Source organism: Methylicorpusculum sp. (genome assembly GCF_030651835.1).
Taxonomy (GTDB): domain Bacteria; phylum Pseudomonadota; class Gammaproteobacteria; order Methylococcales; family Methylomonadaceae; genus Methylicorpusculum.
On sequence record NZ_JAUSBX010000112.1, the window covers coordinates 20,499 to 38,354 of the forward strand.

Below are 17,856 nucleotides of genomic sequence, written 5' to 3' on the forward strand. Positions count from 1 at the left end.
AGGAAATCCAAGCCACCCTGAGTGCCCAGGGTGGCTTGGGAGAAGACGATAGCGGGGGCGCGGGATGTGTGGTCAACACTAAACAGCGGGGCTGACGGGTGTCGGGGGCGGTGCAGGCGCGCGCGTTGTGGGGTGCTGGGGCTCGCAGCTGCGGTGCAGCGTGCCGCCGGGAGACGAGTGGGGCCTGCACCGCCACCTGCGAGAGAAGGCGGCTACCACGCAATGCCCTGATCAAACTCGAAGTCGGACTCGGGCTGTTGGAGGGGGTCCCAGTCCGGCGCCGGCTCGGGCGCATCGTCCCAGGCGGGCGGTGGCGATCGGCGGTGGCTCGGTGGGCTCGCCGATATGGGCAAGGATGCGCTGCGCTGGGACGGCCTCGGTGACGAAGGCGATGATGCGCATGTCCGCCCCGCAGTTGGGGCAGGCCAGCGGCAGGGACTCGAACAATCGGGCCAGCAGCAACACCCAGAGATAGCGCGCCGGGGAGCGAGCGTTCGGGGCCGGGGCGGGCGAGGGTGCGGGGGCTCGGCAGATGCGCTCGGGTCGTCGGTCAGGTCACGCCCCAAGACGACGGCCGCCGCCCGCAGGGGCGAGTTGGGGGCGAGCACACCGTGGTAGCGATGGCGATGCCGCCTGGGCGGCGGGATCAGCGCCGCGAGATGGTCGATCAGCTCCAGTGGGGTGAGCGACGGCGCCGTGGTGCCGTCACGTTGCGGTTTGGGCAACCGATAGACGACACGTTCGGCGTCGAGCAGTTCCAGACGCTCGAGCGCGAAGGGCGGTCGAGCACAATAGCGCAGCAGCCGTTCAAGCCCGGCGCGATCGTGCGCATCGACGCGCACTGCGGCATCCAGGTAGAACCCGCTGTGCTCCCAAGCGAGTATCTCGCGGACATCGTCGGGCTCGATCAGCCCGCTGCGGGCAAACCACCGCAGCTCCCGCTCCCGTAACTGCTTGGCGATGGTGGGGAGGGCCTCCGGCGTCAGTTCAGCGGCGGGGAGAAAGCGCACTGATTGCGGAATTTCACCGGCATTCTCGATCGGCTCGAAGTCCCCGTCGATGACGCAACAGTGGTAATGGACGTGCCGGTTGAGGGAGGCACCGAAGCGGTGGATGAAGCTCACCGCCCCGAATCGAGCGTCCGGGCCGGCGTCGCTGCTCCGGCGCAGATGGCCTTCGACGACCCGCAGCAAGATGTGCAGGACGGCTCTGACGGCCTGCGGCTCTCGCTCCAGATACCAGCGCAGCCGCTTGGGCACCGAGAGAACTCGTCCTGCACGAAGTTGCCGCCGTTGCTGCGCATGGTGTTGCGGTGTCGATAGCCAATTAATTAAAGGGTGACGAGCATTAATAATTTGGATAATTTGCAATCGCCAAACTGATAAACACACTGATCAATACTGCAAGCACAGGAACAATGGATAACGGGATTGGAATGGGACAAAGTAGCCACAATACAATCATGCAACTCAGAGCTAAAATCATGTGTGCGGAGGTATTATAAAGGGGCGGCACAGGGGAACTGAATATTTCCAACTTTAGTCTCCTCTCGAATACACCCGCTACAAATCCCATGACAATGGGTAGCCCCAACCAAATCCCGAATTTTGACAAAATAACAAGTCGTAATGCCAGGCTGTAAGCCTGAAGTTTTAATGACGCAGCCCAGTCACCCGGAATATCGGCTATGGCTTCGCCAAGAGGGTCGCCGCTATTTCTGAACTTTTCAGAATCATCGTGACGATCTCTGAATTCATTCGCGAACGCTGCAACAACGGTCAGATTTCTTTTGTAGAGGCTAATCAACTCGTGGTTTAATTTTTCTTTCTCGCCCAGAATAGTGATCGCGGCATTGTAATCCGACCTGATAAAGGCAGACATCTTGCCCGGGCTCATTAGCAATGGCAATCCGAGTGGTGTAAAAAACAAGATCATGACCCAAACAAGAAAATGTTTTCCCATTGAGCTTCATTCCAACAGGCCAGCTAATTTTAGTTCTGTCATCGTGAACACTCTTGACGCGCAAAGCAATTTGCTTTGTGCGCTTTTGAATGCTCCATGAGGTTGTTTGACCCAGGATAATTCTTCGCTCACCGAGGATTTCATTATTTCATCCAAATAGCCGTCAATACTGGGGTCATAAATAGTCCATACACCACTTCGCTTGATCATAAGGGTCATTTCCAGGCATTGAACCAATTCAGATGATACTTTCTGGATAAATACCTTCTGTTCTTTCATGTCGTTATTGTCTTTAACTATCGACCTTTCCGCCTCCGCTAAACCTGCATCTAGACAATTCACCAACAAGCTTTTTCTCTCATTTCTAGGGTCTGGCCAATACAATGTCAACAATGAAGTTAAACGTTGAGACGCCTCGCGGAGATTAGGCCATCGCGCGAATAATTCCTGAGAACCGGAATAGCGTTTTGTCGCCCTGCAAGCTTTCTTCATTTCAACGCAAGCGGAATCAAGCGGTATCGATAAAGGTTTTTTCAATGAAATTATTTCGACTGGGTGATCAAGCATACTATTCAATCCTAATGAGTAATGATTGGCAGCCGTCCCTTGATGACCCTGCCGCCGGCAATTGATGCGATGTAATGGAAATTGGGCAAATGCCCAAGAAGGTGTTGTGGAAATAGATCATGCTCGCCAAATATCAATGACTGGCCGCTGTTTCCCGAATAATTGATGATGTTTTCGGCCGAGTTGACCGCGGTGGACCTGCTTTGCTGAACCGTTTTGATGTAGGTCTGCCCGAATGTTTCGGCAACGAATTGTTGTGTATCCCCGTCTTTGATTCTAAGCGTGATCAGGTTATTGCAGTTTCCGAGCACCTGTCTGGCTCTCGCTTCGTCGCCGAGTCTGGCCACAATATCCGGCAAGGTTTGCGTGGCCATAACCACTTGGAAGCCAGCCCCGCGTCCTTTATTGAGAATCTGGATAAACGGCAGATTGACCACTTCATTAGCCTCGTCCACGAACATAGAAATTCGTCCAGGTTTGTTGCCGTTGTTGTAAATCATCCCGGCTACAGACGCGAAGTCGGCCAGGACGATTGACCCGATCGCCGATGAAACGATCGAATCCGATAATGAATCCAGGCCAACATATAAGACATGTTTGCCAGAAATGATTGTCGATGTATCACAGATTGGTCTTTTGTCCCACGCATCTTCTTCGTTGGGTGATAGGAGCTCGCCTAAATCACCCGAGGTCAGCATGTTCAGAACCGGGATAAGCGATGCGATCATTTTCGAAAAGTGCATCCGGTTATGTTCAACCAGCGAGAGCAAACCGTCTATCCCTTCTGATCCTTTGGGTGTGTTGCTCAATTTTGCGCGATACCACTCGATTGTCGCCAGCCAATCCGAATTGGTAATGGTATCCATTTTTTTTGCCTTGCCGGCTTTAGCTTTGATGAAAAATGGCTCCGCACTGCCCCCTTCGCTATTCCAGCCCGGCTCAACCCGGTTGGCATGCGCTTCAATCGCGTGGACCAGCAATGCCTCTGCTCCACCCTCGATGTAGTAACGCAATTGCTTGATCGATGGCCGCTTGCCGGTCTCCACAAGCCCTTGTGCAACCAGGTTTAGCGTCCTGAACGCGAAGGCCGTAAAGGCATCTGATCCGCCAGTTTGAGAAGGAAGTAATGCCGCTATCCGCGAAGCAATTTCGGTTGTTCGCGTAAAATTTCGCAGGGGATCAAGGCGGATGGATGACCGTGGAAATGCAGGATGAAAAAATAAAAAAGCATCTTTTCTGCCCGCTCTTACGCATTCAAGCTCCATCCTATCCCGCAATTCTTTATCGCCTTTCGGATCGATCATGATTACCGTATCGCCGCGGTGAATCGCTTGAGTCACCATGATTTCGTAGGCTCTCGTCTTCCCTGATCCGGTTGTTCCGAACATGATGGTGTGTCCTTCTAGGGATTTCAGAGGAATTAAAACCGCTTTTTCTTTACCCAAATTAAGACCATGAATCCAAGGGCTCCCAGGGCTCTCTTGGTTATCATTCATTTTTGCCCCAGACAACATGTAGTCGATCGCTCGTTGAGTATGGATAGGCATCCAATCGAACCCCCAACCAAACCACATTCGTTCTGGTTTTAACAATGCCATGAATTGCTCGACACTCAAATACGTCAACATTTCACCCAGCTTTCCTCTACCTACCCAATCAAGGCCTTTAAGCGCTGATTTCAATGACATATAGCCAAAACACATCCACGGGATCATCATCGCATTCCCGCCTGGCAGCATGATGTAGCCGGCAAAGGTAATAGCGGTAGCCACCAGCCAAGCCGATGCAATATACAGCTCATAAGGCTTTCTTATGTAGGGGTCATAATTACTTGCCATCGAACAAATTCGCCTTTATCAAAAAGTAGCGTGAAGTCCCTTTTCCTGTCTTGGTTAGGCTAGTTATATTCCCGTCTATTAATTGAATTAACCCCGCCGATTTCAATACTGAAATACAGTCATTCAATTCGAGACCGGTTTCTTTCAACCCCTTTGCCATCACTTTGGTAATGCCGCCTGGCAATACTGATAGGTGTTCTTCAGGCAAGCGCTTCAATTTTTTGAGTACCAAGTCGACACGGCCTGTTTTTTGGGTTTTTGATTGCGGATCATTTCCAGTCAAATGACTGATTTCAGATGGCGGGTTTTGCAGTGAATTCGATTGTTTTTTCTTTTGGGTGTTCGTGTTTTCTTCAGGTTCGTTTTTTGATTGCGCTATCAAAAGATCAATTAAAGATTCAACACCTTTATCGCTTGTCATTTCCCCACAGTCCTCATTAAGAAATGGCTTGTTGGCCTGAGCGTAATCTGCTTTTCCTGTCTGTTTCTGGTTGCCTTTTTTAGGATGGTTATCGGGCTGCGTGACCGTCACTGCATTATTTTTAAGGCTCACTTTGTCCTCATCGACCAGAATTTCATCACCCGCAACGTTATAATCCCTCCCGTAGTCTGCGGCATAATCATCATCGTAGTTATTAGCGATCAATTCTTCTGATGATGCCTCAGCTATTGCGTTTGAACCCAGTTCATCTTTTTTTATGCCTGGTGATAAGGCTTGGCTTTGTTTTTTTAATTGATTGTCTTGTTCAACAAGAAGGTGCTTGCCGCTTTCCTCTCCATTTGCTTCAGTCGCTGCATTACGTTCATTGTCTTTACGAGCTATCCGCGATTCACGATTTCCTGTTCCTTTTTGTTTATGTTTTTTTAAATCTGCCAACTCTTTTTTAATTTCTTGCCACTCTAATTCCTCTTTTATCTCCTTTTCGTTCTTATCCTCATCGAGTTCATTCTCTTGATGCGCATCCGTGCATAATTCTTCGTTAATCGGCTGATGGTGTGTCTTTACAAACAAAATCTCAGGCCTTGCTATCTTTAGACTATCCAGACACTTCCTGTCTTTGCTGTCGATCACGGGTACCGAAATTTCGTACACATATCCTCCCAAATGATTTGTGCTCACAATTCCAGCTTCCAGCAGGATATCCGCTAGGACTTCGTTTGTATTCGGAATAAAAGGGCATTCGTTTGCTCTCAGTTCATGTTGCATATCCGTCGCAGCCAAAGGCCATACTAAAAAAACACCATCCTTTCCATGCCAAACCCGGCCATTTTCATCGTTAGGCGTCCACCGTTTTTTCTGCACCAGATGTCTCATGGCATCAATTAACCAGGGTTCCAAATGCATCCCAGGCAATGGTTTACCATAGCGATCCGCGTGACTCCATTCATCACGTTCCATGATTTTGTATGTCACCGCGGCGAAAATACGTGCCAAGGGATTGCTTTTGTCTTTTTTGTCCTGAAGTGCCGAATAGAGTGTTTTGTAAATCGCCTTTTCGCCGGCCGCCAAAATATCCGCCTGCTCTTTTTGAATTGCTTTGCCCATCATGATGTAGATCGTCGATCGATCTTCGGTTTCGTTCCAGCGGATGTGATAACGCGCCAATTCATTGTTTATCAGCCACTCGTACAATAACTCTCCACCCGGGCGCCACTCGATCCCAAGACCCTCGGCATACACTGAAATTTTCGACAGTGCGGTGATCGCTTCGCAAAACAATCCATTTAAAAAAGCGGCATGCGCCCAAAGTGATTCTTCTTCCTTTCTGATTTCAGGTGTTGACCTTGTCAATATCCGTCTCTCGGCATACCTGATTGAAAACAGGGCTACTTCTAAGCAAAAAGCAAATAGCCCACCGATTAATTTGAAGTGATTTTTTTCCGATGCCGGCAGAAGGTGTGTCATCTCGGCGAGATGTCTGATCGGAGACATCACTTTTTTTTCTACCTCATCTTTGTTATGTTCCCCTGCCAAGCCTCTCGCCAGGATGATCTGCTTGATCATGTCCCTGTTTTTTTCGATCAAATGCTCTACAGGAATCACTGGAATTCCTAAAGGAAATCCAGGCAGTCTTTGGGCATATTCATCGAAAACATCCCATTTTGTTTCTCTGTGCTTTTCAATGGGCTTCTTGTCAAGATTCAACTTACTCTTTTGCGCCTTTGTTGTTTTAAAAAGCGCAGCAATTTTTTTGAGCATCGCAATTAACCGTGATCTCTGATGTAATCGTCGATCATGCGCTGAATACTTCGCCTTATCGATACCGGGTCAATCATGTTTTTAAATTCAATATCTACAGTTCCATACTTGCCGCTCTTCCCGGTCGTGCCGGCAGAATCCAAACGTAGGGTACCGATTCCTAATAATCTATCTAAAATCCCCTGATGAACCCCAATGGTCTTGATGTCACTAAACCGAATTTGGACCTGGGTTTGAGCAATAATTCCTTTTTTTAGAATTAATCCGTCGTCGTCGATAGAGAGTTTTGCGGCAAAATAGCTGTATATAAATCTCAATCCGTAAAGAATTAACAAGATTCCGCTGATTCCTACGACCTCCCCAAAACTCTTCAAATCAAACCCTGTCGGAATGTTTTCTATTTCTAATAAAGAAAACACTAAACTAACAACCTTGTAGGGCCTTAAAAATATCAGGATTCCTATCAGGATTTGGACATAATTGGGAATGAATCCTCGCCACGCTTGACGAAAATCATTATTTTTTAAACGGGCCTCTTTATTTTCACTGTTCGAAACATCTTGATTGGATCCAACTTTTTTAGCTGTGAAACCAAGCTGGTTATCAGCCATGACCGTGTATTTTTTCCCTGTTTCTCGTGCGAGCAGTTCACACATATCCAGTGCGTCATCAAAACTCGCAAAGGAATTCATGCTCAAATTGATAGTGTTATTTTTGGCCATTATTGTTTTCCTGCTTGAGATTTTGATGTTGGCAGTCGAACCATCGTGAATCTTGATTTCGTCTCGCCTTTGTTACTCATTTGTACGCCAATGACGTAAAACGGTTTGATGTACTGCATCAGCTTCGATTCGATTTTCAGCTTCCGTATCAAGTTGTCCCAATACATTTGGTCAACGCCAAGCACCACCTTGGTCGCAACATTGGAAAAAAAGTCTTCGGAAAAATGTGTTGGCGATTGACTTGCGCAGACCAAGCCAAGCCCGAATTTGCGGCCTTCTTTTGCAATGGTGTTCAGGATGTTGTTCTCATCGTCTCTAAAGAACAAGTGTGCCTCATCGATGATCATGACATCCCTAAGCAATCCCTCTTCTTCTCTTCGAACAGGGCCTCTTTCGAGTGACGATGAAAAGATTTCTTGAAGCCTAAATTCGACAAACATTCGTTTTTCATCTTCACGCAGTGCTGTGATGTCGTAGTGCCAGACCGGATTGGATCGGTCAAATGGAGGGCTTTGGTTCTTGAAGATCCCGCTGGCTTTGAGATTGTCGAAACGCTCTACCACGGACTTTAGAACTTCCTTGGATTCATATTTAATGAAGTCCTCCAGTTCCTTGCCGGTTTCAAGGTTTTGGATGTAATCCTTATAGGCTTTGCTTGCCTTTTGACGCAGATCCATCGCTTTCTCGAGCAGCTCTTCATCCGGTTTTGCACCCGGCGCCGAAAGCTGTTTCGATATTTTGTAAAGCTTACTGGTGATCTTGTTGAGTTCCTCCAAGGCTCTCCCTGCCTGGGTGTCACTGCCAATGATAAGTTGTTTGAGTTTGATAAAAGCATACCGGCAGGCGTCATCCATGGTTGGGTAGTGTTTTGGATACTTACGATCAAAGCCGTCGTTCAGCACCCATGACTTGTAGTTGTCAGCAAAAAATCCATTACCGGCATACAGGTCTGTGATCAAATGCCGCATGACCGCTTCTTGTCTTGAGCCGATTGGATGGCATCCGTTAATCGTCGCAATGAAATCCTGCGTGCGTTTCCTAACACCGCCGAAATGCCGGTCAGAACTGACTACGAATGGATTTAAACCGTATTCAGTGGATTCTGAGAATCTGACTGAAGAAGCGCCTGGTAAGTCGATATCGCCATGCACGTCCATAATATGAATTCTGGGCGCCGGTGAGAAACGACGAGCTTGCTGTATAAAGCGTCTTAAAAACGTCGTTTTGCCCATGCCGGTTTTACCCATGACCAACATATGGGCGTTGACCAGGCAATCAAAATCGCAAAATACCGGTGTTGTTTGATTTTTTGACAAGAGGTAATCATCTTGTCCGAGCTCGATTTTCATAGAAGCACCATGAACCATGCCGGATTGCAACTCTTTGTGGAGCCACTGCTCATCCTGATGCCATCCGGATTTTGGTTTTAAAAGTTAAGATTACTAGAATCTTACGAAAAACCTTTTCGCTTCATCGCGGTGAAAGACGCGGTTTTTCGGCCTCTTTAGATGAAATCGTTTGTCTCACTCAATGCGCAATTAATCACCGTCTCAGACTCGACATCCCTAAAGTGCTTGTAGTCATAAAAGCGCTGATTCGCGTGTTGATCAGTTGCTAACAAATGCGTGCAATCGCTTATGTGCTTTTGTCTTGTCAGTTCGGCGATTTTTGTCCGGAACGCCTCGAGGCGATCCTCACCGTATGCTTTCATGACATAAGGATGTAACGGATTCAGGTAAAATCTGGCATCCACCTTTTCATCGTCAAGCCACTTGACCAATGCTTCAAAATCATCAAATCGTGACTTGATCCATGGCGGAGCATTAGCGGGTTTGGCGTTTACTGGAAATTGCTTGTTAATGAAGGCGGCTTGATCCCGCGCTATTTCTTGGTCGTAGCGATCTAAAAAGTAACGTCCATTACCGTCAATAGCGTATCTCACCGAATGCATTCCTCTCGCTTCATTAATCAGTCTGCCCAATCCTTCCGATAAGCTCGATGCGAACAAGTAATCAAAAATGACACGCTGTTTCGTTTCGCCACCGGCTTCTGGATGAAGTCTGTAGGCGGGCCCATACGACTTGATATCGGTGAATGCGATAGGCTCCAAACCATAGACCACTGTTTTTATCGGCACGCCTTTGCGCTTCAATGCTTTTAATGTGGCCAAGATTTCTTCAGGCTTCGCCGCCAGAAAAGCAAGATTGTAGAAAGTCCTCCCCGGAAAACGCTTGTTCAGCAGTTCAGGGTCGACTAAACCCATAATGGATGATCCAACAATAAACGCGTCACGTTGTGGCGACTTTGTCACAGTTCGTTCGCCTGATAGCTCTCTGTTAATGGTTGAAACAATCGCTTCTGCAGAATCCGGAGATCTTTCTTTCGCGTCACGTAATAGATATTCAACCTTCAGGTAGCGCTCGTTGGTGGTTGATGAGGTGTATCGACTCCCTATTGAATATTCCGTCTTGAAAATCTGATACGGATTGACGATCACGTTCCAGGCAGGCAAACACCAAGCCGCAACACCGCCTGTTAATAGTGCGGCTTTCCAGAACGAATCAAAACTGCCAATAGATAAAGCTTTCATGGGAACCTGACATCCAAATGCTGGTAAAAAAAAGAACTGTGAACAAGGCTAGATTTTTCCCGTTTGCCTCAAGCAGCTGTGCTTCTTTTTGAGCGTTCGCATAGGCCATGCAAACGGTTAACAGAATTGCGGCCTGAATCACTTCTATACCCGTGATCAGACTCGTCTGGGTGCCTGTTTGGCAAAATCCTGAAATCATGCTCGGTAGCGCAATTCCGTTTAGACCTAGCATTCCTTTCCAGATAGAAAGCGCTTGCTCAAGCGATTCAGCTCTAAAAACCACCCAAGCGAGGGTGACTGAAATAAATGTCACTGCCATAGCGAGGTTGTCCGGCAATTCAATTTTTAATGTCTGCCAAACACGATGCAGCCCGATGAACATCCCCTGGAGAATCCCCCAAAGAATAAAAGTCCATGCGGCGCCATGCCACAGTCCGCCCATGGTCATCGTCACAGCGGCTGCTAGAATGCCCTTGTAGAGGCCATTCCTATTGCCACCCAAGGGAATGTAAAGATAGTCTCGTAGGAACCTTGATAAGGTCATGTGCCACCGTTTCCAGAATTCGGCAATGCTGACCGATTGGTAAGGGGAATTGAAGTTTTGTGGCAATAGGATTCCGAACATAAGCCCGATCCCAATCGCCATGTCCGAGTATCCAGAAAAGTCGAAATATATTTGCAAGCCATAACCAACAGCTGCTACCCAGGACTCGAAAAACTGCAAAACCGCATCCGCGGCGAACAGTGGATCGACCTTTTCGGCGACACGGTCAGCAATTACAGATTTTTTGAATAGCCCGACAGCAAACAGGAACAAGCCCTGCGAAAATTGCTGTGCGTTGAAGTTCACCCGATCTTTCAATTGCGGCATTACATCGGAGTAATGAAGGATTGGACCTGCGATCAAATGCGGATAAAACGAAATGGAGAACGCGAACCGTCTCAGGTTGAAATCTTCAACATAGCCCTTGTAACAATCCACCAGGTAAGCGATCACTTGGAAGGTAAAAAATGAGATCCCAAGAGGCAACACTAAATGCATAACCGGCACATCGTTACCCGTTGCCGCGTTCCAGTTTTCGATGAAGAAGTCTGAGTATTTGAAGTAGCCCAACAGCCCAACGTTGAACAAAAGTCCAGCTATCAGTAGCTGTTTGGACTTTGTTTGAGAAATCCTTTGCCCTACATAAAAATTTGCTACTGCGTTCCCGATAAGGAGTGGGACATATCGCGTATCCCACCAGCCATAGAAATAGATCGAGCAGAGAATGACGAACAACTGCGCATCATGCTCTCGTTCGAGTTTCTGCAGCAACCACCAGGTTGCAATGGAAAAAGGGAGGAAGAAATAAATGAATTCAGGTGAGTTGAATAGCATGTTTGAATCCAAATGATTGAAATCTGCATACTACTCATTGCACAATCACCTCATGGCACCGAAAGATCGCCTAAAAACGACTCTTTCGACTTTGGATTTTGGGTAACTTGATACGTGGTTTTTTGCCAAGGGATGTGAATGTGTATTTGGGTATTCGGTATTGGGTGGTGAAAAGCGGTGAAGACCGGGCGATCTTGACGTAACGCCAAGTGGTTTACGAGGCCGCTAAGGCCAAAATCCGGAGCGTTGGAGTCGTCACACCCGAAACTGGGATTGGCAGCCAAAAGTCTGTTTAAATCCTGATAAACCAAACAATAATGCGGCGAAAAAAACCGACACTACTGTCCACTAATTTTTAACTGATGCGACAACTACGTTGACATTTACCGTTTGGCTTACCCCTATCAGAGCACAAGGAAGTGTTCGGCCCTTGCCATCCATGGCGACTGGATCTTGGCAACCCCTGCCGAGATGACGATTTTTGACTGAGCTGATGATCTTTATAATCAAGTGGCTTTTTGGGCTCCTGTAAATATCTTCCGTTTGCTTTTGCTCATTTTCTACCTTTCATTTCCCGTCAGGGCATAGCTTAAACTACTTCCGGGATTCCGGGGATCCACTTTACAATGCGACATCAAGGAATAAACTGCGTTATATGGTCAACTAATCCGACCCGAATGCGTTCACTGGACATTTGTCGTGCTGTCTACATTATTTTCATTACTCCCGATCACCGCCAACCACCATCGGCATGAGCCATTGGTAATTAAAGCGCCGCTCACCATCTCGTGGCCCCGTCCAGAATCCGTGCCAGTGTCCACGCCTAACATGGGTTTTGACTGAGCGGCCAGTGTCCTTCACGGTTTCCGTGTTCGTTCGCAACAGTTCACCGATTTCCCGACCAACCGACCACACGCGCGGCTTATCGGCTGGAAACCATCGCCAGCCACGCTTAGTTTTTGTCCGCTGTGGGCGTTTGGGTGACGTTCCGGGTTCGCGGTCGCTGTCGATTTCCGGCACATCACTGCAGATGTACAGCAGCAGCGAAATCAACGGATTGATGCTTGCCGCCAGTTGCTGAACATGATCCTTATTCGGCGCAAAGTCTATGCGGTGTGCTTCGGCTTGACGCACTGCTTCGCTATTGGCGCGATCAATGGCCTCGGTCACAGTCCATGGCCCGAGATGCACGGGAACCGGAATCAGATGCTCATCGGTATCGAGCAATAGCCGCAACTCGCTACGGTACGTATTGATGTCGTATTCCAGATGCGCCCAATAGCCATGCAGCAGGCTTCCCAACCAAGTGAGCCCCGGCGTATTTATATAAATACACCATTCCGGCAGCCGATACAGGACGTCGCTAGGCATGTCGCCAACGACAAGCGTATCAGCCAACGCGGCCATAAAATCGGCATCAAATTGATAAACACCCTGGCTGTAACGCCAAGTACCGATTGCCGCCAGTCGTCCCAAATCGATAGCCAGATGCAGCGGTAATCGGCCGCCAGGGTCGATTTGAACGGAGTTGTCAATGCTGACAATCGCGGCCCAACCGGCCATCGGTATGAAGCACCATGATGGCCAATCAGGCAGATCGCGGCTTTTGCTTTGCCGGAATTCGTCTACAAATTTACTAGTAGAGGGGTATAGTCGCATCGCTGCCACTAGGTGTTCTAAGGGACGAAGCATTCCAATACATCTCCCAGTTTCATAGTTGTGGCTGAAAAAATCACAAAAACTGTCATAGCGTTTTTTCTTGTAATTGTGTACTCATAGCTATCAGTTATATGATTTTACCCTCTTCTTGGCAGACACAGCGAAGCTAACGATCACAACCATACAACATTCACTTGTTTGCCAAAAACCTCTTGAACTAGTGGAATCAAATGGTCATGGTGGCTAAGAAAAATAACTTGAGTCTGTTCGGATAATGCCTTAAGTGCTTCAAATCCCGCTTTTGATCGGACATCATCGTAATTGATAAAAAGATCGTCTGCGATGAATGGCAATGGCATGGCTTGTTCCAGGTGCATTTCCAGGGCCGCCAGTCGAAGTGCCAAGTAAAGCTGATCCCGTGTGCCGTCACTCATGCCTGAAATACCAACTAGCTTGCCATCGGAGCGAAGCCCCTCAAGGACCATCGGTTGCCGTTCAAAATCCACAATCAGCTTGCTAAACGATCCTGACGTTAATGTCGAAAAGATCGCACCCGCACGTTGTAGCAGTGGCCCCTGCTTCTCTTCCCGATAGCGGTCTATAGACCAGCGGAGCAAGCGCCCGGCGGTGCAAACTTTTACATAGCGTTCTGCGACATCCGACATTTGCGCGATCGCTTCTTGGCGTTGGGCCTCTGCTTGTGTGGCTGCATCTGATCCACCGATTTCGGACAAGGCTCGTAAGGCGTTTGCATGGTCAGCGGAAAGAGTCGTTTGCTGCAGCACTGCATCAGCAATTTCATCGTTGATGTGGGTGAGTTCAGCGGCAAGCTGAATCAGGTCCGCGGCATCAATCTCCGCTTCGAGTTGCTCCCGTGTCAGACCATCCCCCCCATTAAGCAGACTAGCTTTAGCTTGTGTCAGCGCTGTATTTAGGCGGCGTTGCTCATCAGATCGACTAATTGCTTCATTCAACAAAGCCGGGGTGTCGACCCCGGCTTTTTCCATTAATGGTTTCAAACTCGCCATTGCTGTTTGACTCGAGTCCCTGGCTTCTAGCACCTGGCTGTTTGCGACACGCAAGGCTTCCTTAAGGCGACTGCTTTCCGCAAAAGACTCGCGGGCTTGACCTAATCGATTGGCTAATGTTTGTGCTATTTGCTCAGCGGGCTGATCTTTGAGCTCAGCCGCAATGATTTGTGCGAGTCGATCAGCTTCAACAGAAAATGCCTTCAGGTCAGCATTCATGGTGTCGATACGCTCGACTTGAATCTGCCGCATCTTTTCTAACTTTTCGGCTATTTGCTCAATGAGCTCAAGAGCGCCTTCTGCCGTTCCACTATCGCTGTCAGGCGATAATCCCATCTTGGCGAGCGTTATTGACCAGGCTTTAGACCAACGGCGTTCCTCCGTTTTCGCGTCCTCAGTGGTTTGCTTTAATGTAGTAGCCAGTGACTGCGCAGCCAGCAATTGTGCCGATAAGGTTTCGTGCCGAATTTTAGCGCTATCGATCGCTTGAATAGGCTGTTCTGCCTGAACGCACAGGATAGATAAGCTATCCGTATCGACCACAGGAAGCCCCGTTTCTTGTAACGCCTTGACGAGATTGAGTCTGGACTTTGCAACTAAACGGTTAAATGAATCAAATTCATCCTGTGCATCTTGATGTGCAATAGCCGCAGTCAGTACCCTTTCCCGTTTAAGAAGCCATGCCCCCATGTCCTCTAAAAGCATGCCGTCTAAACCGATTGATATTGCTTCATGAGCCCATTGATCATCTAACAACTGAAATTCTCCTTCCACTTGTGCACATTGGCCTTCAATCATCATCAGGCTCTGCTTCTCCCGTTCAAGCAGTTGATTCAAACTTTGGAGTTCGGTTGCTTCCTCGACATCGTCGAGCCGCCTATCGGCGACTTGGTCGGCATGGGTCATCTTTTCCTCAAACGAGTGTCCCTCTCGCTGCAGATCAATATCACCCGTTTTTATCGCCTCCCACGTTGCATCTCGTTCAGTCCGAGCTTCAATCACCGCAGCAAGTGTCGTGGGCTGATGTAGCGCTTTAAACTGGGCAATTTGCAGTTCAATTCGGACAACCTCTTCAGTTTGATCTTGTAGCCGTAACTTTACCGACTTCCTGTCGGCGCTAAGGGCTTGCCGCTGTTGTATCAAACGGGTTAATTTTTCTTGGCTAGGCGGCTGCAGAGCTGTTAACTCAGGCAATGGCTTACACCATTGCCCAAACGCTGACAATAAACCTTCCAGCGCTGACTTCGTCTTGGTTAACGTAGTCTGTAGTTTTTGATTGATTATCTCGGTGTCACCGAATGATTTGGCGTTTGCTAATGCTGCCCGCAGAGCAGGCTTGACCTCACCCGTTTGCAAAGCGGCAAGTTGCGTTGACAGCGCTTCGATTTCAGAACCCTTGGTCTTTTCTGCCTGTTCTGCTGCCCGTAATGTCTGAATAATGCCGCCACGGTCGCGGATCAGTTGCCTGAGTTCGCGGCGAACCAGCAGTGTCGGCAGGCGCTGGGCAATGACGCTGTCAGAGTCCGGTGCCCAACCCAACTGGGCGCAGGCATGACCCACCGCTTGCCAAAGCGCGGCTATTTCATTTTTTCGATTGGCGATATCGCGTTTATAGGCGCTGTATTGAAGGCGAAGGTTATCCAGTTTGGTTATGTCGGCATCCAGATCAAGTAGCGCTTGGTTCACAGTGATGTGTGATAACGCTTCCGTGATGTTTTCAACCTCGTTATTGCGCAATTCCAGACGCTGAAGGGCGATAGCGAGCTCTCGTTCTGCGTTTGCGAGAGTGGCCGCAGCATCTGCCGGCAGTTCTATCACTTCAGCCAATTCAACCAGTTTCTGTTCGTTTTCTTTTAGGGTGATCAGAAACGGGGCTAACCGGCGAATGCGTTCAAGGCTGATACGCTGACATTGGAGTTGCTGGTGTCGTTCGCGTTCACTACTGAGCGCTTCTTGTAGAGATTCAACTTTACCATTGGCGTCCACCCAGACTTTAGTGCGAACAGTGGCTTCTTTTAAGGCGGCGGTCGCCTTGTCGAGTTGATCTGCGGCAATATAATATGCCCGCTCATTGGATTTTCTGGGAGCCCAAAGCTTATCCGCCTCTGCAACCAGCGCATCACGAATCTTGCCGAGACTGGCAACACCCGCTGCGGATTGAAACAGGATTTGCCCCACGTCGTTCTCAGCATTGAGGATACTATTGCCTCCGGACACCAAGCGCGTATGGTCAAGACCAAACATTTGATCAAAGAAATTTCTATCCGCGGTACCAAGGAAGGCTGTCAGCAGGGTATCAGGCAAAACGACATCCAGTGGTGAGCGTAGGGTTTGTTTTAGAGCTTTTGCCCGGTGAAAGTCTAGCGAGTCTGAGGTATTGCTAATAGAAGCGCCGAGGCGCAGTTCGTTGAGGGGGTGCAGAAAACTGAGCTGCGAACGCGGCGGGATACCGAACAACAAATCAACAATGGCGGACCGCATTGTCGACTTGCCAGCCTCATTGGGTCCGACAATGAGATGAAAGTCCTGTTTGGTAGCAGGAAACTCAACCGAGCGGTCAGAAAATTTGCCATATTTGATTAAATCCAAGCGGTGGAAGCGCATGGTCATTCCACCTTGGCTAAATGTGATACTAGCCCCGGACGAACTTCGCGAACTAAGTTTACCAGGTCGCCAGAACGAATAGCCTTAAAGTAAGGAACACTGGTTTGCAACTCCAAAGGGGCCTTGTTGACCAAACCCAAAAGATCGTCTTGCAAGCTTTTAAGGAAATCGGCGTCTGATTCTGCTGCTTGAAGAAGGTCCTGCAAATCGGATAGCGCATCGGCTCGTGCTCGCAGCGCCTCACCGTCATCTGCCGAAGCAGTCGCAACCTTGACCTTTTCAATCCAAAGCCGCTCCGCACCCAGAGTGACTGCCAAGGCCAAGACTTCGGCGCGCAGTTGTGACTCCAGTCCGAAAAGATCGCCATGCGCGGCCGTGTTGCCGGTGACGGTGACTCTAACTGCTAAAGGGATGGTCGAGAGGCTGCTTTGTACAAGTCCGTCGAGCGCTTTTCCTATCATGGACACTACGTCCGATAGCGATTTGCACTCGGTTGCATCGACCTCAAGACTGGCCCAGCGCAGGACATCGACGTACAGGCGCTGAAGGTCATGAATGCCTTCTTCGTCCGCAGTAACAATAACCGCGCCACGCGGTCCGGTCTCCCGGATATGGCGCCCCTGAAGGTTGCCTGGGAAAACCACTGTCGAGGCTCCTTCCCATATTTGATGCTCGTGTACATGACCCAATGCCCAGTAGTGGTAGCCCTTGGCATGAAGTTCATCTAAACTGCACGGGGCATAAGTAGCGTGTGCTGCGTTGCCCTCAAGTGCGGTGTGGAGCACGCCAATGTTGAACATGCCTGACACCGGAGACGGGTACCCTGTGACGAGGTTTTCTAAAGTCTCTTTTTCCTTAAAGCTGCGGCCATGCAGGGCAACCTTAAGATCTTCCAGACGAAAAGTGCTGGGTTTGCGGGTGTCGAAGGCAAATACGTTGTCAGGGAGTTGCAGTTTCTTGGTCATTTCACTTTCGGCATCGTGATTGCCGAACAGCAGATAAACCGGAATGCCCGCTTTCTTCAGACGCCCCATTTCTTTACAGAAAAAAATGCCGGTGTTGTGATCCTTCCAAGTGCCATCGTACAGGTCTCCGGCAATCACCATGAAGTCAACCGCTTGCTCAATCGCTTCAGTCACCAGGTTGGTAAAGGCATCGCGAGTCGCTGTGCGCAGCATGTCTACAGGGGCATCAGCATAGGCACTCAATCCCGTTAATGGACTATCTAAGTGTATGTCTGCCGCATGGATAAATTTCACTAATTTTTCCTTTGTTGTTTTAGTAATTCAACCCATTCTAAGCTTTTAA

12 protein-coding genes are annotated in these 17,856 nt (G+C 48.9%); all 12 read right to left on the reverse strand.

The features are described 5' to 3' along the window. Positions 1-212 precede the first annotated feature (212 nt). Positions 213-1,370, reverse strand: coding sequence for a transposase (locus Q7V32_RS14840; RefSeq protein ID WP_304897757.1), 1,158 nt, complete (start codon positions 1,368-1,370; stop codon positions 213-215). Continuing rightward, entirely contained in the window at positions 1,348-1,881 is a 534-nt protein-coding gene (locus tag Q7V32_RS14845) for a DUF4400 domain-containing protein (protein WP_304897758.1), read from the reverse strand. The genes Q7V32_RS14840 and Q7V32_RS14845 overlap by 23 nt, the downstream gene beginning before the upstream one ends. Positions 1,882-1,968: 87 nt before the next feature. Then, the gene (locus Q7V32_RS14850) at positions 1,969-2,529 is read right to left on the reverse strand and encodes a hypothetical protein (protein WP_159657527.1); all 561 of its coding nucleotides are present in this window, start codon (positions 2,527-2,529) and stop codon (positions 1,969-1,971) included. A gap of 11 nt (positions 2,530-2,540) precedes the next feature. Beyond that, positions 2,541-4,367, reverse strand: coding sequence for a conjugative transfer system coupling protein TraD (gene traD, locus Q7V32_RS14855; RefSeq protein ID WP_304897759.1), 1,827 nt, complete (start codon positions 4,365-4,367; stop codon positions 2,541-2,543). Further along, entirely contained in the window at positions 4,357-6,567 is a 2,211-nt protein-coding gene (gene mobH, locus Q7V32_RS14860) for a MobH family relaxase (RefSeq protein WP_304897760.1), read from the reverse strand. Before mobH ends, traD begins: the two co-directional genes overlap by 11 nt. Before the next feature lie 5 nt (positions 6,568-6,572). Then, the gene (locus tag Q7V32_RS14865) at positions 6,573-7,289 is read right to left on the reverse strand and encodes a PH domain-containing protein (protein WP_304897761.1); all 717 of its coding nucleotides are present in this window, start codon (positions 7,287-7,289) and stop codon (positions 6,573-6,575) included. Continuing rightward, entirely contained in the window at positions 7,289-8,638 is a 1,350-nt protein-coding gene (locus Q7V32_RS14870; protein ID WP_304897762.1) for an ATP-binding protein, read from the reverse strand. Before Q7V32_RS14870 ends, Q7V32_RS14865 begins: the two co-directional genes overlap by 1 nt. Before the next feature lie 155 nt (positions 8,639-8,793). Next, the gene (locus Q7V32_RS14875; protein ID WP_304897763.1) at positions 8,794-9,879 is read right to left on the reverse strand and encodes a hypothetical protein; all 1,086 of its coding nucleotides are present in this window, start codon (positions 9,877-9,879) and stop codon (positions 8,794-8,796) included. After that, on the reverse strand, positions 9,851-11,257 hold the full coding sequence (locus Q7V32_RS14880) for an MBOAT family protein (RefSeq protein WP_304897764.1): 1,407 nt from the start codon (positions 11,255-11,257) through the stop codon (positions 9,851-9,853). The genes Q7V32_RS14875 and Q7V32_RS14880 overlap by 29 nt, the downstream gene beginning before the upstream one ends. Positions 11,258-11,977: 720 nt before the next feature. Next, complete coding sequence (locus Q7V32_RS14885; RefSeq protein ID WP_304897765.1) at positions 11,978-12,949, reverse strand: hypothetical protein; 972 nt, start codon at positions 12,947-12,949, stop codon at positions 11,978-11,980. A 140-nt stretch (positions 12,950-13,089) separates the two neighbouring features. Then, positions 13,090-16,548: a YhaN family protein gene (locus Q7V32_RS14890; RefSeq protein WP_304897766.1), complete on the reverse strand. Its 3,459-nt coding sequence runs from the start codon at positions 16,546-16,548 to the stop codon at positions 13,090-13,092. A gap of 2 nt (positions 16,549-16,550) precedes the next feature. Then, positions 16,551-17,807 (reverse strand): DNA repair exonuclease, encoded by a 1,257-nt coding sequence (locus tag Q7V32_RS14895; RefSeq protein WP_304897767.1) that lies wholly within the window; start codon positions 17,805-17,807, stop codon positions 16,551-16,553. Between the last annotated feature and the right edge of the window lie 49 nt (positions 17,808-17,856).

Coding starts and splice junctions, on each gene's coding strand:
- Q7V32_RS14845 (WP_304897758.1), bottom strand. CDS start 1,881: ATGTCTGCCTTTATCAGGTCGGATTACAATGCCGCGATCACTATTCTG.
- Q7V32_RS14850 (WP_159657527.1), bottom strand. CDS start 2,529: ATGCTTGATCACCCAGTCGAAATAATTTCATTGAAAAAACCTTTATCG.
- traD (WP_304897759.1), bottom strand. CDS start 4,367: ATGGCAAGTAATTATGACCCCTACATAAGAAAGCCTTATGAGCTGTAT.
- mobH (WP_304897760.1), bottom strand. CDS start 6,567: ATGCTCAAAAAAATTGCTGCGCTTTTTAAAACAACAAAGGCGCAAAAG.
- Q7V32_RS14865 (WP_304897761.1), bottom strand. CDS start 7,289: ATGGCCAAAAATAACACTATCAATTTGAGCATGAATTCCTTTGCGAGT.
- Q7V32_RS14870 (WP_304897762.1), bottom strand. CDS start 8,638: ATGAAAATCGAGCTCGGACAAGATGATTACCTCTTGTCAAAAAATCAA.
- Q7V32_RS14875 (WP_304897763.1), bottom strand. CDS start 9,879: ATGAAAGCTTTATCTATTGGCAGTTTTGATTCGTTCTGGAAAGCCGCA.
- Q7V32_RS14880 (WP_304897764.1), bottom strand. CDS start 11,257: ATGCTATTCAACTCACCTGAATTCATTTATTTCTTCCTCCCTTTTTCC.
- Q7V32_RS14885 (WP_304897765.1), bottom strand. CDS start 12,949: ATGCTTCGTCCCTTAGAACACCTAGTGGCAGCGATGCGACTATACCCC.
- Q7V32_RS14890 (WP_304897766.1), bottom strand. CDS start 16,548: ATGCGCTTCCACCGCTTGGATTTAATCAAATATGGCAAATTTTCTGAC.